Annotated in this window: 18 protein-coding genes; 15 read left to right on the forward strand and 3 right to left on the reverse strand. The window is 72.2% G+C overall.

Annotated features, from left to right (window positions below; translation table 11 throughout):
• On the reverse strand, nucleotides 1-537 hold the full coding sequence (locus tag ACFZB3_RS14660) for a hypothetical protein (protein WP_391374858.1): 537 nt from the start codon (nucleotides 535-537) through the stop codon (nucleotides 1-3).
• Nucleotides 538-790: 253 nt separating this feature from the next.
• Here ACFZB3_RS14660 and ACFZB3_RS14665 point away from each other — a divergent pair, with 253 nt between their 5' ends.
• From ACFZB3_RS14665 to ACFZB3_RS14735, 15 genes are all read left to right on the forward strand, one after another.
• A complete protein-coding gene (locus tag ACFZB3_RS14665; protein ID WP_391374861.1) occupies nucleotides 791-1618 on the forward strand; it encodes a hypothetical protein in 828 nt (275 codons plus the stop codon).
• Between the two features lie 266 nt (nucleotides 1619-1884).
• A complete protein-coding gene (locus ACFZB3_RS14670) occupies nucleotides 1885-3096 on the forward strand; it encodes an ROK family protein (protein WP_391374864.1) in 1212 nt (403 codons plus the stop codon).
• A gap of 65 nt (nucleotides 3097-3161) precedes the next feature.
• Nucleotides 3162-4505 carry an extracellular solute-binding protein gene (locus ACFZB3_RS14675; RefSeq protein ID WP_391374867.1) on the forward strand — a complete coding sequence of 448 codons (1344 nt, stop codon included), beginning with the start codon at nucleotides 3162-3164 and terminating at the stop codon, nucleotides 4503-4505.
• Between the two features lie 2 nt (nucleotides 4506-4507).
• Nucleotides 4508-5449: an ABC transporter permease subunit gene (locus ACFZB3_RS14680; protein ID WP_391374870.1), complete on the forward strand. Its 942-nt coding sequence runs from the start codon at nucleotides 4508-4510 to the stop codon at nucleotides 5447-5449.
• 2 nt (nucleotides 5450-5451) lie between these two features.
• On the forward strand, nucleotides 5452-6345 hold the full coding sequence (locus ACFZB3_RS14685) for a carbohydrate ABC transporter permease (RefSeq protein WP_089107451.1): 894 nt from the start codon (nucleotides 5452-5454) through the stop codon (nucleotides 6343-6345).
• 6 nt (nucleotides 6346-6351) lie between these two features.
• Entirely contained in the window at nucleotides 6352-7620 is a 1269-nt protein-coding gene (locus ACFZB3_RS14690; protein WP_391374874.1) for a 6-phospho-beta-glucosidase, read from the forward strand.
• Nucleotides 7611-8582: a BadF/BadG/BcrA/BcrD ATPase family protein gene (locus tag ACFZB3_RS14695; protein WP_391374877.1), complete on the forward strand. Its 972-nt coding sequence runs from the start codon at nucleotides 7611-7613 to the stop codon at nucleotides 8580-8582. Before ACFZB3_RS14690 ends, ACFZB3_RS14695 begins: the two co-directional genes overlap by 10 nt.
• Before the next feature lie 386 nt (nucleotides 8583-8968).
• On the forward strand, nucleotides 8969-10384 hold the full coding sequence (locus tag ACFZB3_RS14700; protein ID WP_391374880.1) for a hypothetical protein: 1416 nt from the start codon (nucleotides 8969-8971) through the stop codon (nucleotides 10382-10384).
• Nucleotides 10385-10398: 14 nt separating this feature from the next.
• Nucleotides 10399-11439 (forward strand): transporter substrate-binding domain-containing protein, encoded by a 1041-nt coding sequence (locus ACFZB3_RS14705; RefSeq protein WP_391375798.1) that lies wholly within the window; start codon nucleotides 10399-10401, stop codon nucleotides 11437-11439.
• A 47-nt stretch (nucleotides 11440-11486) separates the two neighbouring features.
• On the forward strand, nucleotides 11487-12812 hold the full coding sequence (locus ACFZB3_RS14710; RefSeq protein WP_391374883.1) for a hypothetical protein: 1326 nt from the start codon (nucleotides 11487-11489) through the stop codon (nucleotides 12810-12812).
• Nucleotides 12813-12815: 3 nt separating this feature from the next.
• Nucleotides 12816-15332: a tetratricopeptide repeat protein gene (locus tag ACFZB3_RS14715; RefSeq protein ID WP_391374886.1), complete on the forward strand. Its 2517-nt coding sequence runs from the start codon at nucleotides 12816-12818 to the stop codon at nucleotides 15330-15332.
• Nucleotides 15333-15335: 3 nt separating this feature from the next.
• Nucleotides 15336-16733: a protein phosphatase 2C domain-containing protein gene (locus tag ACFZB3_RS14720; protein WP_391374889.1), complete on the forward strand. Its 1398-nt coding sequence runs from the start codon at nucleotides 15336-15338 to the stop codon at nucleotides 16731-16733.
• A gap of 150 nt (nucleotides 16734-16883) precedes the next feature.
• Nucleotides 16884-18224, forward strand: a complete 1341-nt coding sequence (locus tag ACFZB3_RS14725) for a VWA domain-containing protein (protein WP_391374892.1) — start codon at nucleotides 16884-16886, stop codon at nucleotides 18222-18224.
• A 68-nt stretch (nucleotides 18225-18292) separates the two neighbouring features.
• Nucleotides 18293-19900, forward strand: a complete 1608-nt coding sequence (locus tag ACFZB3_RS14730) for an FHA domain-containing protein (RefSeq protein ID WP_391374895.1) — start codon at nucleotides 18293-18295, stop codon at nucleotides 19898-19900.
• A gap of 125 nt (nucleotides 19901-20025) precedes the next feature.
• A complete protein-coding gene (locus ACFZB3_RS14735) occupies nucleotides 20026-20430 on the forward strand; it encodes a globin (protein ID WP_391374898.1) in 405 nt (134 codons plus the stop codon).
• A gap of 13 nt (nucleotides 20431-20443) precedes the next feature.
• On the opposite strand, the gene ACFZB3_RS14740 is transcribed toward ACFZB3_RS14735, so the two are convergent.
• Nucleotides 20444-21124 (reverse strand): hypothetical protein, encoded by a 681-nt coding sequence (locus ACFZB3_RS14740; RefSeq protein ID WP_391374900.1) that lies wholly within the window; start codon nucleotides 21122-21124, stop codon nucleotides 20444-20446.
• Nucleotides 21121-21534, reverse strand: a complete 414-nt coding sequence (locus ACFZB3_RS14745) for a thioesterase family protein (protein ID WP_351700066.1) — start codon at nucleotides 21532-21534, stop codon at nucleotides 21121-21123. Before ACFZB3_RS14745 ends, ACFZB3_RS14740 begins: the two co-directional genes overlap by 4 nt.
• Nucleotides 21535-21537: the final 3 nt, after the last annotated feature.

The raw sequence follows: 21537 nt of genomic DNA on the forward strand, positions 1-21537 counted from the left end.
TCAGCCGCCTTCGAGCGTGCGGACCAGCTGGCAGAGCGTGATGAACGCGGCGCCCCGGAAGAGGAGGACGTCGGCGCCGAGGCGTCGGCCGGCGCGGACCTCGACGTGGGTCTCCCCGGTGGACTCGACGTAGGCGACCGTCCCGTCGGCGGACGCCCGGCTCCGGAACGGGCGCCACCGGAAGTCGACCGGGTTGCCGCCGCGGACCTCGGACGCCCGCCGGGCCACGCCCAGTCCGGCGCGGACGCGGGCGAGCGGGATGCCGGTGAGGGTGTGCGTCTGGGTGCCGTTCAGGGCGTCCGCGGAGACCTCGATGCCCAGCCCGCGCGCCACACGCACCAGCGAGCGGGTCCGCCAGGCCGCCCACAGCACGGAGAGCAGCAGCCACGCCGTCACGGCCTGGGCCGCCTCGCCCAGGGCCCGCCAGGCGATGCCGTCGTCGACGAGAGCGAGGCCGCACACGATGACCGTCGGGGACGTGAAGTCGGCGAGGCCGCTCCGCAGCAGCCGTACGAACAGCCCTCTCCGAGGGGTCATGCCAGCCGCCGTTCTCCGGGTCGGTGTCGGGGTGGGTCCAAGAGCAGCAAGCCGTACGAAGGGCCCGCTTGACCAGGGGCGGCGAAGATCGTGACGCAGCCGTGATCACAATCCGGCCGTCGGCCGGATTCAGACGGTCTTCACAGGCCCCCCGCATTCTCCCCGTGTCCGCGATGATCTAAGGTCGGCCCACTACGGGCCCTTGTTCTGGAGCGCGACGTCGCCCGGGGGCCCGTCTCGAATGTGGGGAAACATGAGAAAGCTCGCCATAGGCACCGCGCTGTCCGGTGCCCTGGCCCTGGCCGGCATCGCCGCGCCCGCCGCCTCCGCGGCCACTCCGAACCTGGTCTTCTCCGACGTGACCGTGAACAAGGGCAAGGCGATCGTCGTCGGCACCACCAAGACGGTGAACGTGCCCGTGACGTACACCCTGACCCGGCCGGCCGACCTGGTCATCGACAACAAGAAGACGTTCGCCGCGGTGATGCTCTACCGCGGCACGCTGAAGTCCCTCGGCAACGAGCTGGACCCGGAAGTCATGCCCACCTGTACGACGACCGCCACCACGGACACCACGGTCACCGAGAGCTGCACGGAGACCATCCCGGTCGACCCGGGCGACTACCTCTACGATGCCGCGGACGCCACCACGTGGAAGGCCGGCGGCCTGTACGCCCACCTCGACAGCACCGTCTCGGACGACTTCCTCAGCTCCGAGTCCGACGTGGCCATCTGGGGCAGCCTCGGCACCGCCAAGGTGCAGCGCGCCGCGCAGCTGACCGCCGACGCCTCGCCGGAGCCGGTCGCCAAGGGGAAGACGATCACCGTCAAGGGCAAGCTGACCCGGGCGAACTGGGAGACCGGCAAGTACGCGGGCTACACCGGGCAGAAGGCCACCCTGCAGTTCCGCGCCGAGGGCAGCAAGACCTACACGAACGTGAAGGCGATCACCTCCGGCACGGGCGGCGCCCTGGCCACCACGGTGAAGGCGTCGAAGAGCGGCTACTACCGCTACGTCTTCGCGGGTACGGCGACCACCGCGGCGGCGACGGCCACCGGGGACTACATCAAGGTGAAGTAACGGTCCTGCTCCTGGGCCGGCGACACACCGCGGGGCCCGTCCGGATCTTCCGGGCGGGCCCTTCGCTTGTCCAAGCGCAGGTAACGACTGGGTTGCCGCCCCTGCGGGCTATTGACGCTCTCCTTCCGGCGGCCTACGTTTTCCAGCCAACAGGAAACTTTCCTAACAGTGATCAACGGATGTACGGTCCGGGCGGATCACCCGGGTGGACCTACCGCCCAGGTCACTGGGAAACTGAGCGGCTGGAAAGGCAGGTGTCGAACGCCATGGCAGGAACCGCCGGTACGCCGGGCACCCCGCGCGTGCTGCGCGCCATGAACGACCGCGCCGCACTGGACCTGCTGCTGGAGCACGGCCCGCTCTCGCGCACCCGGATCGGCAAGCTCACCGGCCTCTCCAAGCCGACCGCCTCCCAGCTGCTGGCCCGCCTGGAGGCGGCCGGGCTGGTGCTGGCGACCGGCACCAGCGAGGGCCGGCCGGGCCCCAACGCCCAGCTGTACTCGGTGAACCCGCGGGCCGCCCACGCCGCCGGCCTCGACGTCAACCCGGGCCGGATCCGGGCCGCCGTCGCCGACGTCACCGGCCGCACCGTCGGCGAGTACGAACTGCCGACCCCCGGCCGGCGCTCCGCGCAGTCCGTCGTACGGCAGGTCACCGACGCCCTGGACGGCGCCGTGAAGGCGGCCGGGCTGGCCCGGGACGACGTCCACCGGGTCGTCGTCGGCACCCCCGGCGCCTTCGACCCCAACACCGGCCGGCTGCGGTACGCCTCGCACCTGCCCGGCTGGCACTCCCCCGCGCTGCTCGACGAGCTCGCCGCCGCACTGCCGATGCCGGTCGAGTACGAGAACGACGTCAACCTCGCCGCCATCGCCGAGCAGCGGCTCGGCGCGGCCCGCGGCCACGGCGACTTCGTGCTGCTGTGGAACCAGGAGGGCCTCGGCGCCGCCCTGGTCCTCGGCGGCCGGCTGCACCGCGGCTGGACCGGCGGTGCCGGCGAGGTCGGCTTCCTGCCGGTGCCGGGCACCCCGCTGGTCCGCCAGGTCACCAAGGCCAACAGCGGTGGCTACCAGGAACTCGCCGGTTCGCAGGCCGTGCCCCGGCTGGCCCGCGAGCTGGGCATCGAGGACCTGCCGGCCGGGCCGTACGACGAGGTGGCCGCCGAACTGGTCGCCCGCGCCGCCGACCACGCCTCCGGGCCCTACCACCAGCTGCTGCGGACCTACGCGACCCGGCTCGCCACCGGTCTCGCCTCCCTCGTCTCCGTCCTCGACCCCGAACTCGTCGTCCTCAGCGGCACCGCCCTGACCGCGGGCGGCGAGGTGCTGCGCGCCCTCGTCCAGGCCGAACTGGAGGAGCTGGCGGCCGCCCGGCCGCGGCTCGTCGTCGGCGACGTCCGTCAACACCCCGTGCTGCGCGGCGCGCTGGAGAGCGCGCTCGCGACCACCCGCGACGAGGTCTTCGACACCTCGCGCTGAGCCCCCTCAGACCCCCGCACAGCCAGTCCTTCCCTCGCTCACCGCCCGCCCCGGGAGATCTCGCCATGCCCATACCCTCCGCTGCCCGAAAGACGGCTTTTGCCCTGACCGCGGCCGCCAGTTCGCTCGCCCTGCTCACCGCCTGTACCGGCCAGTCGTCCTCCGGTGCCGACGACGACGCCTCCGCGAACACCACCATCAACTTCTGGCACGCCTGGAGCGCCCCGAACGAGGTGAAGGCGGTCAACGCGCTGATCGCCGGCTTCGAGAAGGCGCACCCCAACATCCACGTCAACGTCGTCAGCAACATGACCGACGACAAGATCAACCAGGCGCTGCGCAGCGGCGGCGACAAGGCCCCGGACGTCATCTCGTCGTTCACCACCAACAACGTGGGCAAGTTCTGCTCCTCGGGCGCGCTGGTCGACCTGAACCCGTTCTTCAAGAAGTCCGGCATCGACCCGGAGACGACGTTCCCGAAGGCGATGAACGAGTACACCCAGTACGACGGAAACCGCTGCACGGCTCCGCTGCTCGGTGACGCGTACGGCCTCTACTACAACAAGACGGCGTTCAAGGCGGCCGGCATCACCAGCCCGCCGAAGACGTGGACCGAATTCACGGCCGACGCGAAGAAACTGACGATCACCCAGGGCGACAGCTACAAGCAGCTCGGTTTCATGCCGGACTACCACGGCTGGGAGACCACGACCGAGCACTACCAGGCACAGTTCTCGCCGACGTACTTCACCGCCGACGGAAAGTCGAACGTCGCGAAGGACCCGGCGTTCACGGAGGCGTTCACGCTCCAGAAGAACCTCGTCGACGAACTCGGCGGATTCCAGAAGCTGGAGAAGTACCGGGCGACGCTCGGCGACGAGTGGGGCGACAAGCACCCCTTCCAGACCGGTCAGGTCGCCATGCAGCTCGACGGCGAGTGGCGGCTCGGCATGGCCCTCGCCACCAAGCCGAAGTTCGACATCGGCGTCGCCCCGCTGCCGGTGCCCGACGACCAGGTCGCGCAGTACGGCAAGGGCTACATCACCGGCACCATCGCCGGTATCGCCGCCAACAGCAAGAAGCAGAACGCGGCCTGGGAGTTCGTCAAGTACATCACCACGGACACGGACGCGGTGGTGAACTTCTCCAACGCCATCCACAACGTGCCGTCCACGCTGGCCGCCCTGAAGTCGCCGAAGCTGAAGTACGACCCGCGCTTCAAGACCTTCCTGGACATCGCCGCCAACCCGAACTCCACGACGTCTCCCGCCTCCATCAACGGCGGTGTGTACCTGGCGACGATCCAGAACTTCGGGTACGACTACGAGAGCGGCAAGGTCAGCAACCTCAAGTCCGGTCTGGAGGCCACGGCCAAGCAGATCGACACGGACATCGCGCAGGCCAAGTAGCGATGAGCACCATCACGTTGGCGTCGAAGCGCCGCCGGTCGGCGCTTCGTACGGTCGCTTTCATGTCGCCCTGGCTGATCGGGTTCGCGGTGTTCTTCGCGTACCCGCTGATCTCCACGGTCTATTTCTCCTTCATGCACTACGACGGCTTCAAACCGCCGACGTGGACCGGCACGAAGAACTGGACGTACGTCTTCGAGCACTACCCCTACTTCTGGCCCGCGCTGCGCAACACCCTGTGGCTGGTCCTGGTGATGGTGTCGCTGCGGGTCGTCTTCGGACTCGGCGTCGGCATGCTGATCACGAAGATCAGGACGGGGACGGGGGTCTTCCGCACCCTCTTCTACCTGCCGTACCTGGCCCCGCCGGTCGCGGCCACCATGGCGTTCGCGTTCCTCCTCAACCCCGGTACCGGGCCGGTCAACTCGATCCTGGAGAAGGTCGGCATCCCGGCCCCGGGCTGGTTCAACGACCCCGCATGGTCCAAGCCGGCCCTGACCCTGCTGGCCCTGTGGGGCGTCGGCGACCTGATGGTCATCTTCATGGCCGCGCTGCTCGACGTGCCGAAGGAGCAGTACGAGGCGGCGGAGCTGGACGGCGCCTCCGCGTGGCAGCGGTTCCGGTTCGTGACGCTGCCCAACATCTCGCCGATCGTGATGTTCGCGGTCGTCACGGGTGTCATCCAGACGATGCAGTACTACACGCAGCCGCTCATCGCCGGAAAGGTCGCCTCGGGTGTCATCCAGGGCGCGGGCACGCAGTTCGAGCCCGGCTATCCCGAGAAGTCGACGCTCACCCTCCCCCAGCTCGTCTACAACCTCGGCTTCCAGCGCTTCGACTACGGCTCCGCGTGCGTCGTCGCCCTCGTGCTCTTCGCCCTGTCCATGGCGTTCACCGCGATCCTGATGCGGCGCCGGGGCGGTCTCATCCAGGCAGGTGACTGACGATGACCCAAGTGCTGGACCGGCCGGCGGAGCTGAAGGCCCCCGTGTCGGAGGCAGAACGCACCGCCCGCCGCAAGGCGTTGCTGAACTGGGTGGCGGTGCACTCGCTCGGCGTCGCCGCCGCCCTGTTCTTCACCCTCCCCTTCGTGTTCGTGTTCCTGACCTCGCTGATGAGCGACAGCCAGGCGCTGAGCCGGGACCTGATCCCGCACACCTGGGAGTGGGGCAACTACAAGAAGGTGTTCGACACCCCGGGCTTCCTGACGTGGTGGAAGAACACCCTGATCTACGCGGGCCTGGGCACCGTCCTGACCGTCGTGTCCTCGCTCCCGGTGGCGTACGCGCTCGCGAAGTTCCGCTTCCGCGGCCGCAACCTGTCCCTGATGCTGGTGATCTCGATGATGATGCTGCCGCCGCAGGTGGTCATCATCCCGATGTACCTGTTCTGGGCGAAGCAGCTGGACCTCTCCGGCACGCTGTGGCCGCTGATCGTGCCGATGGCGTTCGGCGACGCGTTCTCCATCTTCCTGCTGCGCCAGTTCCTGATGACGATCCCGAACGAGTACCTGGACGCGGCGAAGGTGGACGGCTGCGGCGACCTCAGGACCCTCCTCAGGGTGGTGATCCCGATGGCGAAGCCGGGGATCGCCGCCGTAGCCCTCTTCCAGTTCTTCTACGCCTGGAACGACTACTTCGGCCCCCAGATCTACGCCTCGGAGAACCCGGGCGCCTGGACCCTCTCCTACGGCCTGGAGTCGTTCAAGGGCATGCACCACACCGACTGGAACCTGACCATGGCCGCGACCGTGCTGGTCATGGCCCCCGTGATCCTCGTCTTCTTCTTCGCCCAGAAGGCGTTCGTCGAGGGCGTCACGCTCACCGGAGTGAAGGGTTAACCAAGCATGAAACTCACCGTGGTCGGCGGAGGCTCGACCTACACCCCCGAACTCATCGACGGCTTCGCGCGCCTGCGGGACACCCTGCCCATCAAGGAACTCGTGCTGGTCGACCCGGCCGCCGAACGCCTGGAACTGGTCGGCGGACTGGCCCGCCGGATCTTCGCCAGGCAGGGCCACGGCGGCCGGATCGTCACCACCTCCGACCTGGACGCGGGCGTCGAGGGCGCCGACGCGGTGCTGCTCCAGCTGCGCGTCGGCGGCCAGGCGGCCAGGCAGCAGGACGAGACGTGGCCGCTGGAGTGCGGCTGCATCGGCCAGGAGACCACCGGCGCCGGCGGCCTCGCCAAGGCCCTGCGCACGGTCCCCGTCGTCCTGGACATCGCCGAACGGGTCCGCCGCACCAACCCGAACGCCTGGATCATCGACTTCACCAACCCGGTGGGGATCGTGACCCGCGCCCTGCTCCAGGCCGGCCACAAGGCGGTCGGGCTGTGCAACGTGGCGATCGGCTTCCAGCGGAAGTTCGCGAACCTGCTCGGTGTCACGCCGTCCGAGATCCACCTGGACCACCTCGGCCTCAACCACCTCACCTGGGAGACGGCGGTCCGCCTCGGCGGCCCCGAGGGCGAGAACGTCCTGCCCAAGCTGCTCGGCGAGCACGGCGACACGATCGCCGCCGACCTGAAGCTGCCCACGGCCCTCCTCGACCGCCTCGGCGGCGTGATCCCGTCCTACTACCTGCGCTACTACTACGCGCACGACGAGGTCGTACGGGAGCTGCGCACCAAGCCGTCCCGCGCGGAGGAGGTCGCCGCGATGGAGAAGCAGCTGCTGGAGATGTACGGCGACCCGTCCCTCGACGAGAAGCCGGAGCTGCTCGCCAAGCGGGGCGGCGCCTACTACTCGGAGGCGGCGGTCGACCTGGCCGCGGCCCTGCTCGGCAGCAGCGGGAACCCCTACCAGGTGGTCAACACGTACAACGGCGGCACGCTGCCCTTCCTCCCCGACGACGCGGTGATCGAGGTGCAGGCCGCGGTGGGCGCGCACGGCCCGGTGCCGCTGCCCGTCCCGGACGTCGACCCGCTCTTCGCCGGGCTCGTCGCGAACGTGACCGCGTACGAGGAGCTGGCCCTGGAGGCGGCCCTGCGCGGCGGCCGGGACCGGGTGTTCCGGGCGCTGCTCTCCCACCCCCTCATCGGCCAGTACGAGTACGCCGACGCCCTGACCGACCGACTGATCGCGCACAACCGGGAGCACCTCGCGTGGGCCTGACCGCAAGTGTCCTCGCCATCGACGCGGGCAACAGCAAGACCGACGTCGCGGTGGTGGCGGCGGACGGCGAGGTCCTCGCCACGACCCGGGCCGGCGGCTTCCGGCCGCCGGTGGTGGGCGTGGAGCAGGCCGTGGACGAGGTGGCGACGGCGGTCGCCGAGGCGTACGCCGCCGCCGGGGTCACCTCCGTCGCCCACGTCTCCGCCTGCCTGGCCAACGCCGACTTCCCCTTCGAGGAGGAGCAGTTGGCCGCCGCGCTGGCCACGCGCGCGTGGGGGGCGACGGTGGCGGTCCGCAACGACACCTTCGCGATCTTCCGGGCCGGTGTCACCGAGCCGCGCGGGGTCGCCGTCGTGTGCGGTGCCGGCATCAACTGCGTCGGCATGCGCCCCGACGGCCGTACCGCCCGCTTCCCCGCCCTCGGCCGCATCTCCGGTGACTGGGGCGGCGGCTGGGGGCTGGCGGAGGAGGCCCTGTGGCACGCGGCCCGCGCGGAGGACGGCCGCGGGGAGGGCACGGCGCTGGCCCGCGCGCTCCCGGCGTACTTCGGGTACGACAGCATGCTCGCGCTGATCGAGGCGCTGCACCGGGAGGACGTCGAGCCGTCCCGGCGGCACGAGTTGACGCCGGTGCTGTTCGCGACGGCGGCCGACGGCGACCCGGTGGCGCGGGCGGTCGTGGACCGGCTGGCGCAGGAGGTGGTGGCGATGGCGGTGGTCGCGCTGACGCGGCTGGAGCTGCTGGACGAGGAGACGCCGGTGCTGCTGGGGGGCGGGGTGCTGGCGGGTGGGCATCCGCAACTCGACGACGGGGTGCGCGAGTTGCTGGCCGCGCGGGCGCCGAAGGCGGTGCCGAGGGTGGTGACGGCGCGGCCGGTGCTGGGCGCTGCGCTGCTGGGCCTGGACGTGGTGGGGGCGGGGGTGGCTGTGCAGGAGAGGGTGCGGGCGTATTTCGAGAGGTGACCCGGGGTGGGGGCGGGTGGGGACGCTTACCGGCGCTGGCCGGGTGCCTCCCCCAGCCTTCGGCCGGGGGGACCCCCAGCGCCCACCCGTGCCGCCCTGCGGCACGCCTGCCCGCAGCTATGTAGCTGACGCGAGTGCAGCGCCCCGTCAGGGGCGCTGGGGGTACCCCCAGCCGAAGGCTGGGGGAGGAACTGCGCGACCAGCCCCCACGCACCCGCGCCCCGGTACGCACCGTCACCACCCCTCCGGAACCGAACCGATCCCCCCGGCGTATTCATGGGCAGGGGTTCCGCTGCGATCCGATCAAGATCCAGTGAAGGCCGGTGCCGAATGTCAGTCCGGGCGGCGATACTGGGCGGCGACCGGATGACCATGGGGGAGGTCACGTGACACACCCGCCGACGAAGAGCGCGGCACCGCCAGGCGCAGGCACCGCCCTGCCCGCGCAGCGGACCGGCTCCCCCACGCCCGCCGCCGCTCCCCCGCGCCGCCGCTCCGCGTTCGCGGAGGGCGTCGAGCAGTTGCGCACCGCCGCCACCACCGAACCCGGCCGGCTCCGCGTCATCGGCGCCGTCCTCGCCGTGCTGATCGTCGCCTTCGGTGCCGTCACCGCCTGGCAGATGACCGACCGCGCGGCCGCCGCCGACGACGTGCTGCACCGCAGCCAGCCGCTGAGTTCGGGCGCGGCCGACATCTACCGTTCGCTGGCCGACGCCAACACCGCGGCCTCCAGCGGCTTCCTGGCGGGCGGTCAGGAATCGCCCGCCTCCCGCGCCCGGTACGAGAAGGACATCCGGACCGCCGCCGCCAAGCTCGTCACCGCCGCCGCCAACTCCGAGCCCGGCTCGCCCTCCGAGGCGGCCGTCGCGAAGCTGAACACGCTGCTGCCGGAGTACAAGGGGCTGGTGGAGCGGGCCCGGGTGTACAACCGGCAGGGCTACCCGGTCGGCGGCGCCTACCTGCGGTACGCGAACGAGAAGATGCAGCTGGAGATGCTCCCGGCGGCGGAGGACCTCTACACGAAGGAGAACGCGCGCCTCGCCTCCGACTACTCGGACGCGACGCCGTACCCCTGGGCGGCCATCGCCCTCGGCGTCCTCGCGCTCGCCGCGCTCGCCTGGGCCCAGCTGCGCCACTACCGCCGTACCAACCGCGTGCTGAACCACGGCCTGGTCGCGGCCTCCGCGGCCACCGTCGTCACGCTGCTGTGGCTGGTCGTCGGCCACACCCTCGCCCGGTCCGGCCTGGACGGCTCCTACGACCACGGCGTCCGCTCGCTGAACGTGCTGCACGACGCCCGGATCGCCTCCCTGAAGGCGCGCGGGAACGAGAACCTGAGCCTGGTGGCGCGCGGCGCCGAGACGGTCACGGTCGGCGGGCAGACGTACGACGCGTACTACTACGAGTTCGACAAGGACATGAGCGCGCTCGGCAAGGGCCTCACCGAGGCCGCGGCGCTCGCGGACGGCACGGCCGGCAGCAAGCCCGTGGTGGCGGCCGAGGGGAACATGAAGGTGTGGAAGGAGCGGCACGCCGACGCCCGCACCGAGGACGAGAACGGCGACTACCAGGCGGCGCTGGACAAGGTGATAGGCACGAAGGACGCGACCGCCGAGTGCTTCGACAGCGTCGACACCAACCTGAAGAACGCGCTGGCCTACGAGGAGACCCGGTTCAGGGAGCAGGCCACCGACGGGCGGGACGCGATGTCCGGACTGCCCATCGGGGCCGCCATGCTGGGGGTCGCGGCGGCGGCCGGCGCGCTGTTCGGCATCGGGCGCAGGCTTTCGGAGTACCGGTGAGAGGGGGCGTGGCGATGTTCGTGCGGCGGATGAGGGCCTCCCTGCGCGGCTGGGGCGGCGTGGGCGCGATGGCGATCGGCTGCGCCCTGGCGCTGGCGTTCGTCCTGCTGCTGCCGCTCACCCAGTCCCGCGGTGCGGGCGGCCAGGGCACGGGGCTCGGCGGTCCGGGGCTGGCCACCGGCACCCCGGCGAAGGCCGACAAGTGCGTGGACTCCCAGGCACAGAACGAGACCTGGTCGCCGTCGGGCGCGGACGGGTCCACCATCGACGCCATCAAGGCCCGTACCGGCGCCAAGCGGAAGCTGATCGTCGGCGTCGACCAGAACAGCTACCGCTGGGGCTACCGCAACCCGAACAACTCGGGCGCGGAGCTGGAGGGTTTCGACATCGACCTGGTGCACCGGATCGCCCAGGACATCCTCGGCGACCCGAACGCCGTGCAGTTCAAGGCGATTCCGACGAGCCAGCGGATACCGGCGATCCAGGACGGCCGGGTCGACATGGTGGTGCGCACGATGACCATCAACTGCGACCGGCTGAAGGACGTCGCGTTCTCCGCGCCGTACTTCAAGACCGGGCAGCAGGTCCTCGCCCCCAAGTCGTCGTCGATCACGGGCTACAACGACACGCTGGCGCACAAGAAGATCTGCACGGCGACCGGTTCGACGGCGTACGCCAAGCTGGACGCCGACAGGAAGTCCGGGAAGCTGCCCGCGTCGGCGGACATCTCCACCACCGTCCCCAACCAGCTCGACTGCCTGGTGCGGCTGCAGCTCGGCGAGGTCGACGCGGTGGTCACCGACGGCGCGCTGGCCGCCAGCCAGGCCGCCCAGGACCCGACGGTCGAGCTCAAGGGCGCCGCCTTCACGACCGAGTACTACGGGGTGGCGATGAAGAAGGACGCGACCGATCTGGTCCGCCGGGTCAACCAGATCCTGGTGGAGTACCGGTCCGACGGCTGGCAGGCGTCGTACGACAAGTGGTTGTCGGCGACACTGGGAGCGGACTCGACGGCGTCGAAACCACCCGCGCCGCAGTACCTGCGCACCAGCTGACCCGCATCCGCGAGGCCCAGCCCCGACGAGCAAGCGAGAGGTGATCGATGGGCGTCACGGACCCCGCCGGGCCGCTGATGGACCGGGACGAGGTGGACCGTGCGCTGGCGCGGCTCGGTGCGGAGCACGAGGCGATCGAGACCTCGCTGCTCGCCCTGCAGGACCACGCGGGCCGCAGGCTCCTCGAAGGCGCCGAGCTGACCGGGACGACCCGGGAGCGGTGGATGTCCGCGGATGCCTCGATCACCCTGCTGTGGGCGTACTTCGACGCCTACACCGACGCGTTGCGCTCCGCCCGGGAGATCAGAGCCAGACGCCGCTGGTCCAGCCGTGAGGACCTGGTGGAGCTGACCGAGCTGCTGCGCGGCGAGTCCGTGACGGTGGCGGGCAGCGCGACCGCGACGGCGAACGCGCCGACCCTGCTGTCGGCGGGCGGCCGGCTCAGCGAGCGGTTCTCGCTGACCGCCCTGGTCGACCGGATGAACGAGCTGTACGCGACCTCGCTGAACATGGTCGTCACCGCCGACGCGGTGTGGTCGGCGCTGCCCGCGCGGATCGATTTACTCGCCGCGGAGCTGCAGCGCACCCGCAAGCTGGCGCACTCCGTCGGCGTGCGCCCCGGCGAGCACCCGGCGGGCGACGACCTGGAGCGGATCACCCGGACCCTGACGAAGCTCCGCGAGGACGTCGTCTCGGACCCGCTGGCGTTCTGGGTGCCGGCGCCGGGGAGTTCGGCGCCCGGCGGCGGCCGTCCGGACACCGCGGTGTACGACCGGGAGGCCCGGGCGCTGGAGGAGGTGCGGCGGGAGATCGACGCCGTGCTGACGGTACGGCAGGACGCCGAGGCCCGGCTGATCAAGCTGCGGGACGTGCTGTCCCGCGCGGACCGCACCCTCGCCGAGGCGCGCACCGCGCGCGGTGAGGTGCTGGCGAAGATCGCGGCGACCGAGGTGCCGGTGGTCAGCGGCCCGCCGACCGTGCTGCAGGAGCAGCTGGCGACGGCCGCCGAGTACCGCAGAGGGGCCCAGTGGCACCGCCTGTCGCCACTCCTGGAGTCTCTGGAGCAGAAGGCGGAGGACGAACTGCTGCGCGCCCGTGAGTCGTTGACGGCGGTCACCGCGCCGCTCGCGGTGCGCGCGGAGCTGCGCGGCCGGCTGGACGCGTACAAGGCGAAGGTGGCCCGGCACGGGCTGGCGGAGGACCCGTTCCTGATCGAGCGGTACGACGCGGCCCGGCGGATGCTGTGGAGTGCGCCCTGCGATCTGAGGGTCGCGGAGCAGGCGGTGCTGCGCTACCAGCAGTCGGTGGCCGAGGCGCTGGGGGCGCCGCGGGTGCCGCAGCAGGGCGGGCCCGAGGACCGGAGGGGGGAGTAAGCCGTGAGTCAGGCGGGAGAACCGTGCCAGCGGCCGGGCTGTGAGGGGTCGTACGAGGACGTGGGCGGCGGTGAGCTGTACTGCGACACCTGCGGGCTGGCCCCGGTCGTCTCGGCGAAGGGGATGGTCGGCTCGTCGGCCACCGGGATCACGGCCGGCGGCAGGGGTTCGACGGGCAGCGGGAGTTCGGGGTCCAGCAGCCGCAGCAGCCGCAGCAGTTCGCGTACGTCGTCGCAGTCCTCGAAGTCGCGGCGCTCGGTCTCCGGGCGGCTGTCGCGGTCCCTGTCGGGAAAGACGACGGGCCGCTCCGTGTCGGTGCGCAGCTCCGGTTCCTCGGCGAGCACGTCCGGGCGCAGCCGGCTGGGCGCCGGTCTGGTCGCGGTGCCGCAGGTGCCGAAGCCGGACCCGCGCGAGATGGTCCTGGAGAACCCCGAGGTGCCGGAGCGCAAGCGGTTCTGCTCGCGGGCGGACTGCGGGGCGCCGGTCGGGCGGGCCCGCGGTGAGCGGCCGGGGCGGACCGAGGGGTTCTGCACCAAGTGCGGCAACCCGTATTCGTTCGTGCCCAAGCTCAAGGGCGGGGACGTGGTGCACGGCCAGTACGAGGTCGTGGGCTGTCTCGCGCACGGCGGCCTGGGCTGGATCTACCTCGCGGTGGACCGGGCCGTCTCCGACCGCTGGGTGGTCCTCAAGGGCCTCCTGGACACCGGCGACCAGGACGCGATGGCCGCGGCGATCTCCGAGCGGCGGTTCCTCGCGGAGATCGAGCACGCCAACATCGTGCGGATCTACAACTTCGTCGAGCACCTGGACCAGCGCACCGGCTCCCTCGACGGGTACATCGTCATGGAGTACGTCGGCGGCAAGTCGCTGAAGGAGATCGCCAACGGCCGCCGCACCCCGGAGGGCCGCCGCGACCCGCTGCCGGTGGAGCAGGCCTGCGCGTACGGCATCGAGGCCCTCGAAGCCCTCGGTCACCTGCACAGCCGCAACCTCCTCTACTGCGACTTCAAGGTCGACAACGCCATCCAGACCGAGGACCAGCTCAAGCTGATCGACATGGGCGCGGTGCGCCGGATGGACGACGAGGAGTCGGCCATCTACGGCACGGTCGGCTACCAGGCGCCCGAGGTCGCCGAGGTCGGCCCATCGGTCGCCTCCGACCTGTACACGGTCGGCCGTACCCTCGCGGTCCTCACCTTCGACTTCCAGGGCTACACGACCGTCTTCGTGGACTCGCTGCCCGACCCGGACAACATCGAGGTGTTCCGGCAGTACGAGTCGTTCTACCGGCTGCTGGTCCGGGCCACCGACCCCGACCCGGCGCGCCGGTTCGCCTCCGCGCAGGAGATGGCCGAGCAGCTGACCGGTGTGCTGCGCGAGGTCGTCTCGGTGCAGACCGGCACGGCCCGGCCGGCCCTGTCCACGCTGTTCGGGCCCGAGGTGAAGGTCACGGACACCGAGCTGTTCCCGAAGCTGGACGGGGACGTGTCCCGGCTGGGCGGGCGGGCGGTGGCCTCCCGGACGCTCGCGCTGGAGCCGTCGGGAGGGGGCGCGGCGCCCGCCGACCCCGCCCTGGTGCGGCCCATCGCCACCGCGGCCGCCGCGTTCGCCCTGCCGGTCCCGCTGGTCGACCAGAGCGACCCGAACGCCGGTTTCCTGGCGGGCCTGTCGACCTCGCTGGTGGGCGAGGTCAGCCTGCTCAGCGCGCTGGCCGCGGCGCCGGCGCAGACGGTCGAGACCGAGCTGCGGCAGGTCCGCGCGCGGCTGGAGAACGGCGACATCGAGGCCGCGCTGGTGAGCCTCGGCCAGCTGGAGGACGAGCGGCCCGACGACTGGCGGGTGGTCTGGTGCCGGGGCGTGGCCGGCCTGGTCACCGGCGACTTCGAGGGCGCGGCGCTGTCCTTCGACGCGATCTACGACGCCTTCCCGGGCGAGACCGCGCCGAAGCTGGCGCTCGGCCTGTGCGCGGAGGTGCTCGGCCAGCTGGACAACGCGGCCGAGTACTACCGGCTGGTGTGGGCGACCGACCCGGGCTTCGTCAGCTCCGCGTTCGGCCTGGGCCGGGTGCAGCTGGCGGCCGGGGACCGGCGGGGTGCCGTACGGACGCTGGAGTCGGTGCCGGAGGCCTCGATCCACTACACGGCGGCCCGGGTGGCGGCCGTACGGGCGCGGCTGCGGCACCGGACCGCGGCGGCCGACGACACGCCGTTCCTGGACGACCTGACGGCCGCCGCCGGGCAGATCGAGGCGCTGGACGCGTACGGTCTGGATCCGGCCCGGCGCGAGCAGTTGTCGGCGGAAGTCCTCGGCTGCGCGCTGGACTGGATACTCTCCGGGGGCCGGGACTCCCAGCCCGTCGTCGGCGGCCGGGTGCTGCTCGGCAGCGGTCTGGACGAGCGGGGTCTCCGCTTCGGCCTGGAACGCTCGTACCGCACGCTGGCCAGACTGGCGACCGGCGGTGAGGAGAGGATCGACCTGGTGGAACGGGCCAACCGTTACCGCCCCCGGACGTGGGTGTAGTTGATGTCGCAGATGCCCCAGCAGGCCGCACCGGCGAAGTGCCCGAGCTGCGCGGAGCCGCTCGAATCGGGTGACCTGTTCTGCGGTGCGTGCGGGTACGACCTGTCGGCCGTGCCCGCCGCGCCGCAGGACCACCCGACCCTCACCATGGGCGCCGCCGGTGTGGGATCCTCGGGCGTGGACTGGCCCCCGCCCGAGCCGGAGAGCTCCGGAACGCCCGCGGCACCGCATCTGCCGACCGACCTGCCCGGCACCGACTCGGGCGGCACACCGCTGCCCGCGGAACCGCCCGCGCACGGCTCGCCGGCCGCCCCGCCGCCGCACGGCGCGCCCCCGCACGCCTCGCCGGTGACGCCGGCCTCCGGGGTCCGGTTCGACCGGCCGCCGGAGCCGGACGAGTACCCGCTGCAGGCGCCGGACCCGCGGGTGGCCGCCTCCGCCGCCGAGACGGCCGAGAGCGCGGAGAGCGCCGAGACCACCGAGCTGCCGAAGGTCTGCGTGGCCTGCCGCGCGGGCCGGGTCGACGACGACGGGTACTGCGAGAACTGCGGGCACGCCCAGCCCCGCGAGCGCGACCACATGGAGCAGGAGTCGGGCCCGGTGGCCGCCGTCAGCGACCGCGGGCTGCGCCACCACCGCAACGAGGACGCGTTCGCCGTCGGCCACACCGCGCTGCCCGACGGCACCCCGGCCGCGCTCGCGGTCGTCTGCGACGGCGTCTCCTCGGCGACCCGTCCCGACGAGGCCTCCATGGCCGCCTCCCGGGCCGCCGTCGAGGCGCTGCTGGCCGCGCTGGAGCAGGGCACCCATCCGCAGCAGGCGCTGCACGACGCGATCGTCGCCGCCTCCCAGGCCGTCAACGCCCTCGCCGAGGAGCCGCCGTCGGCCCGTGAACACACCCCGCACCAGAACGCCCCGGCGTGCACGATCGTCGCCTCGATCGTGGCCTCGGGCCTGCTGGTGGTCGGCTGGGTCGGCGACAGCCGCGTCTACTGGGTGCCGGTGGACCGGACCGCCCCGGCGGCCCGGCTCACCGAGGACGACTCCTGGGCCGCGCAGATGGTCGCCGCGGGCCTGATGAGCGAGGCGGAGGCGTACGCCGACGAGCGCGCCCACGCGATCACCGGCTGGCTCGGCGCGGACGCCTACGAGCTGGAGCCGCACACCGCTTCCTTCAAGCCGGACCGGCCCGGCGTGGTGGTGGTGTGCACCGACGGCCTGTGGAACTACGCGGAGACGGCCGAGGAGATGGCCGAGATCGTTCCCGCCGACGCGGACGTACGGCCGCTGCACGCGGCCCGGGTACTGGTCGGCCACGCCCTGGACGGTGGCGGCCACGACAACGTAACAGTGGCGCTGCTCCCGTTCCCGGAACCGCCGCAGGGGGCAGGATCCGCCTGAGGCCGCCGCAAATCGGCCGCAAACGGGAGAGACGCGCGGGGAAAGAGGCGTACGGCGAGACGTACGGGGAAGCACCGGCGGACCGGAGGGGACCGGTCCGCACACCGTCAGCACCCACCACGCGTGGGGTGGAGGGGGACCAGAGCAGTCATGGCCAATTTCTCGAAACCGAGCGTGCCGCAGTTCTCGGTGGACGTGTACCAGAACGAGTACCTGCCGGAGGGCGGCCGCGAGGTCAGCGCGATCGTCACGGTGACGTCGACCGGCGGCGGCACCGTCGGGACCGCGGTCGGCGCGTCGTACGCACCCGGGCAGGGGCCCGCCGCCGGGGTGGCGATCATGGTCGACTGCTCGGGCTCGATGGACTACCCGCCCACCAAGATGCGCAACGCCCGGGACGCCACAGCGGCCGCGATCGACACCCTGCGCGACGGCACCCACTTCGCGGTGATCGGCGGCACGCACGTGGCCAAGGAGGTCTACCCGGGCGGCGGGCGGCTCGCGGTGGCCGACCGCACCTCGCGCGAGCAGGCCAAGCAGGCGCTGCGCAGGCTCAGCGCGGGCGGCGGAACGGCGATCGGCACCTGGCTGCGCCTCGCCGACCGGCTCCTGTCCTCCGCGGACGTCACCATCCGGCACGGCATCCTGCTCACCGACGGCCGCAACGAGCACGAGTCGCCGGAGGACCTGAAGGCCGCCCTGGACTCCTGCGCCGGCCGGTTCACCTGTGACGCGCGCGGCGTCGGCACCGACTGGGAAGTGAAAGAAGTCACAGGCATCGCCTCCGCGCTGCTCGGCACCGCCGACATCGTCGCCGACCCCACGGGCCTGGCCGCCGACTTCACGCAGATGATGGAGACGGCGATGGGCAAGGAGGTCGCGGACGTCGCGCTGCGGCTGTGGACCCCGGTCGGCACGGCCATCAAGTTCGTCAAGCAAGTGGCGCCCACGGTCGAGCAGTTGACCGACCGCCGCACCGAGGCCGGGCCGCGGGCCGGGGACTACCCCACCGGTTCCTGGGGCGACGAGTCCCGTGACTACCACGTCTGCGTGGAGGTCCCCACGGCCGGCCTCGGCCAGGAAATGCTCGCCGCGCGGGTGTCGTTGGTCGTCCCGCAGCCCGACGGAAGCGTCCAGAACCTCGGCGCACAGGGACTGATCAGGGCGGTGTGGACGGACGACATGGTCGCCTCGACCTCCATCAACCCCCAGGTCGCCCACTACACCGGCCAGGCCGAACTGGCGCAAGCCATCCAGCAGGGGCTCGATCTTCGCAAAGCGGGCGATATGGACGGGGCAACGGCCAAACTGGGTCGGGCCGTTCAGTTGGCAAGCGCTTCCGGGAACGCGGATACTGCGAAACTGCTTGCGAAGGTGGTGGACGTGGTCGACGCCACGACAGGTACTGTGCGACTGAAGGCGAAGGTCGAGGAGGCCGACGAGATGACTCTCGAAACACGGTCCACAAAGACTGTTCGTGTAAAGAAGTGACCTGACAGTCCACACGCAGGACCACCCAGACAGGCTCAGGACGATCCTGACAGAGAGGGAAGCCCGCCATGCCGACCTGCCCGAACGGACACCAGTCGGGTTCCGACGACTGGTGCGAGGTGTGCGGTCACCGCATGGCCGGTGCCGTACCTCCGCCGCCCCCGCCGACCGCCGGCGGCTACGGCTTCCCGCCGCCCGCACCCGGTGCCCAGGCCGGTGGCCCGATGGGCGGCGGCCGCCACCTGTCCGCGGTGCCGAACGCGCACGAGCCGGAGCTGTGCCCGCAGTGCCGTACGCCCCGTGAGGGCGGTGCGCCGTTCTGCGAGGAGTGCCGCTGGAACTTCCTGACCAACACGGCCACCTCGTACACCCCGGCCGCCCCGCGCCCGCCCGCGGGCGGCGGCCCGGCCGCGCCGACCTTCCGGCCGCCGGCCCCGCCGTCGTTCGGCGGCGGCGGCGACTCGTACGAGTACCAGGGTTCGCGCCCCTCGCAGGTGAACCGTCCGGCCGAGCCGATCCCCTCCTTCGGCAGCGAGCCCTCGGGCCCGACGCCGTTCGCGGGCGAGCGCGGCGGCCAGTCCCCCTTCGGCGCCGACCGCGGCCCCTCGGGACCGCCGCCCGGCCCGGCGGGACCCTCCGGCCAGTCCGGCTTCGGCGGCGGCGACCGCGGCCAGTCGGGCCCGCCCGCTTTCGGCGGCGGCGACCGTGGCCAGTCCGGTCCGCCGGCGTTCGGCGGCGCCCCGGGCCAGTCCGGCCCGCCCGCCTTCGGCGGCGGTGACCGCGGCCAGTCCGCTCCCCCGCCCTACGGCGGCGAGCGCGGCCCCTCCGCTCCGCCCTCGGCGTTCGGCGGCGCCCCGGGCCAGAACGCCGGCGGCGCGTCCGCGTTCGGTGCCCCGCCCGGCGCCGGCCAGGCCTCCGGCCCCTACACCCGCGACCCCTCCGGCGGCCCCGCCGCCGGGCCCTTCGGTGGCTCGGACCCGTCCCGCCCGCCGGTTCCGCCGCCGCCCGGCGGCCCCGGTGCGACCACCGGCGGCGCTCCCGGCGCCTACCAGCAGTCGGCCCCGCCCGGCTTCCCGCAGGAGACCAGGCCGCCGGCCGGCGGCCCGTCCTTCGGCGGCGGTGACGACGACTGGGTGATCTCCCCGCCCGGGCAGGCCGGGGGTCCGGCAGGCCCCGGCGGGCCCGCCCGTCCCGGCGGCTACGGCTACCCGCAGCCCGGCGCCACCCAGGCCCCGCCCGGTCCCGCCTTCCCGCAGGCCCCGCAGGGCCCGGCGACCTGGATCGCGACGATCGGTCCGGACCGCGAGTACTTCATGGCGATGATGCAGCGCTCGGGCCCGGAGGCGGCCGGCCTCAACCTGCCCGCGTACTCCCCGGAGCAGCAGCGCACGCTCACCGGCAACCAGGTCACCATCGGCCGCCGCCGGCACTCCACCGGTGACACCCCCGACATCGACCTGTCGGTACCGCCGGAGGACCCGGGCGTCTCGCACCAGCACGCGGTCCTGGTCCAGCAGCCGGACGGCAGCTGGGCGGTCGTCGACCAGAACTCGACGAACGGCACCACGGTGAACGGCGGCGAGGAGCCGATCCAGCCGTTCGTCCCGGTACCGCTGCAGGACGGGGACCGGGTGCACGTGGGCGCGTGGACGACGATCACCGTCAGGCGGGGCTGACCTGCCGCGCCCCTTCGGGGGCGCGGACCCGTCCCCGCACGCACTCCGGGGTCGCGTCCGGGTCCTGTCCGGGTCCGGGTCCTAAGCCCCAAGTCCTCGGCCACCCCGTCTGAGACCATGTAAGGGTGAGAGAGATTCGGCGCGGCACGCTTCAGGAGAAGACCTTCTACGAGCAGGTCGGCGGGGAGGAGACCTTCCGTCGGCTCGTCCACCGTTTCTACGAGGGGGTCGCGGAGGACCCGGTCCTGCGGCCCATGTACCCGGAGGAGGACCTGGGACCGGCCGAGGAGCGGCTCACCCTGTTCCTCATCCAGTACTGGGGCGGTCCCACGACGTACAGCGACAACCGCGGCCACCCCCGGCTGCGGATGCGGCACGCGCCGTTCACCGTGGACCGGGCGGCGCACGACGCCTGGCTGCGGCACATGCAGGTGGCCGTGGACGAACTCGGCCTCTCCGCCGAGCACCGCGAACAGCTCTGGAACTACCTCACCTACGCGGCCGCCTCGATGGTCAACACCCCCGACTGACCGCCGTCGGCGCTCAGCGGACGCTGACGTCCAGCGCCCCGAGTCCCGCCCGGCGTACGGCGATCGACCCGAACGGGGTCCGCAGCCGCAGCCAGGCCCCTGCCGAGAGCAGTACGGCCTCGCTGCCCGGCTCGCCGCCCGGCCGCAGGAAGCCCAGTGACTGCGCCGCGTGGACGGCCCGGACCGGCAGCCGGGTGCCGCCGACCGTCCGGGACCAGATGTCCCGCCCGATCCGGTCGAGTGCGGCCCTGGTACGGCCGTCCGGGGCCAACTCCTCGGTGCGGGACCGGAATTCACCGACCGCTGCGGTGACCGTGGCGCGCAGCGCCTGCGGCGCCGGCAGCCCCGGCTCGGCCTGCCAGCCGCCCCGCGGCGGCAGCACCCCGGCCCACGGCGGCCCGGTCACCGCCCCCGGCACGGCGGCCGTGGCGGCCTGTTCGTCGACCGACTCCAGCAGTTCCCCCGCGGACACGGTCACGTCGAGGGTGGCGTCCAGGCCGTCCTCGTACGGCTTGGCGAGCCGCACCGCGCGGATCGCCAGCACCTCGAAGGAGGGCGGCCGCCCGAAGACGGCGAGCGCGGTGCCGGCCGCCTGCAGCCGCACCGCGGCCGAACGGTCGTAATGGAGCAGCCGGGAGAGGAAGGCCGCGAGATCCGCCGCCTCCCCGTCGTCAGCGAGGTGGAGCACCGTCATGCGGCGACGGCCTCCTCCTTGTCGTCGTCGCGGTACTCCTCAAGGAAGTCCCGCTCCTCGGCGGTGATCCGGCGCGGCCGTCCGGCGTCGAAGTCGAACGGCACGACGACCGTCGAGGCCCGTACGTAGACCAGGTCGTCGTCCTTCACCTCGTAGGTGATGGTGAAGGACGCGGCCCTGATCTCGGTGATCCACAGCTCGATGTCGACCGGGTGGTGCCGGTGGACGAGCTGCCGTTTGTAGTCGATCTCGTGGCGCGCCACCACCGACCCCTGCTTGAACTCCTTGTCCGGGCGGAACAGGAAGTCGATCCGGGCCTCCTCCAGGTAGCGGATGAAGACCGCGTTGTTGACATGGCCGTACGCGTCCATGTCGGACCAGCGCAGGGGGCAGCGGTAGAGATGGCGCAAGGT

The organism is Streptomyces sp. NPDC008092 (genome assembly GCF_042957285.1).
GTDB lineage: Bacteria > Actinomycetota > Actinomycetes > Streptomycetales > Streptomycetaceae > Streptomyces.

What these genes read in the sequence shown, in the direction of transcription:
- ACFZB3_RS14730 (WP_391374895.1), top strand. Translation starts at nt 18,293, where the DNA reads ATGCCGACCTGCCCGAACGGACACCAGTCGGGTTCCGACGACTGGTGC.
- ACFZB3_RS14725 (WP_391374892.1), top strand. Translation starts at nt 16,884, where the DNA reads ATGGCCAATTTCTCGAAACCGAGCGTGCCGCAGTTCTCGGTGGACGTG.
- ACFZB3_RS14705 (WP_391375798.1), top strand. Translation starts at nt 10,399, where the DNA reads ATGTTCGTGCGGCGGATGAGGGCCTCCCTGCGCGGCTGGGGCGGCGTG.
- ACFZB3_RS14680 (WP_391374870.1), top strand. Translation starts at nt 4,508, where the DNA reads ATGAGCACCATCACGTTGGCGTCGAAGCGCCGCCGGTCGGCGCTTCGT.
- ACFZB3_RS14675 (WP_391374867.1), top strand. Translation starts at nt 3,162, where the DNA reads ATGCCCATACCCTCCGCTGCCCGAAAGACGGCTTTTGCCCTGACCGCG.
- ACFZB3_RS14670 (WP_391374864.1), top strand. Translation starts at nt 1,885, where the DNA reads ATGGCAGGAACCGCCGGTACGCCGGGCACCCCGCGCGTGCTGCGCGCC.
- ACFZB3_RS14665 (WP_391374861.1), top strand. Translation starts at nt 791, where the DNA reads ATGAGAAAGCTCGCCATAGGCACCGCGCTGTCCGGTGCCCTGGCCCTG.
- ACFZB3_RS14710 (WP_391374883.1), top strand. Translation starts at nt 11,487, where the DNA reads ATGGGCGTCACGGACCCCGCCGGGCCGCTGATGGACCGGGACGAGGTG.
- ACFZB3_RS14660 (WP_391374858.1), bottom strand. Translation starts at nt 537, where the DNA reads ATGACCCCTCGGAGAGGGCTGTTCGTACGGCTGCTGCGGAGCGGCCTC.
- ACFZB3_RS14690 (WP_391374874.1), top strand. Translation starts at nt 6,352, where the DNA reads ATGAAACTCACCGTGGTCGGCGGAGGCTCGACCTACACCCCCGAACTC.
- ACFZB3_RS14720 (WP_391374889.1), top strand. Translation starts at nt 15,336, where the DNA reads ATGTCGCAGATGCCCCAGCAGGCCGCACCGGCGAAGTGCCCGAGCTGC.
- ACFZB3_RS14740 (WP_391374900.1), bottom strand. Translation starts at nt 21,124, where the DNA reads ATGACGGTGCTCCACCTCGCTGACGACGGGGAGGCGGCGGATCTCGCG.
- ACFZB3_RS14685 (WP_089107451.1), top strand. Translation starts at nt 5,452, where the DNA reads ATGACCCAAGTGCTGGACCGGCCGGCGGAGCTGAAGGCCCCCGTGTCG.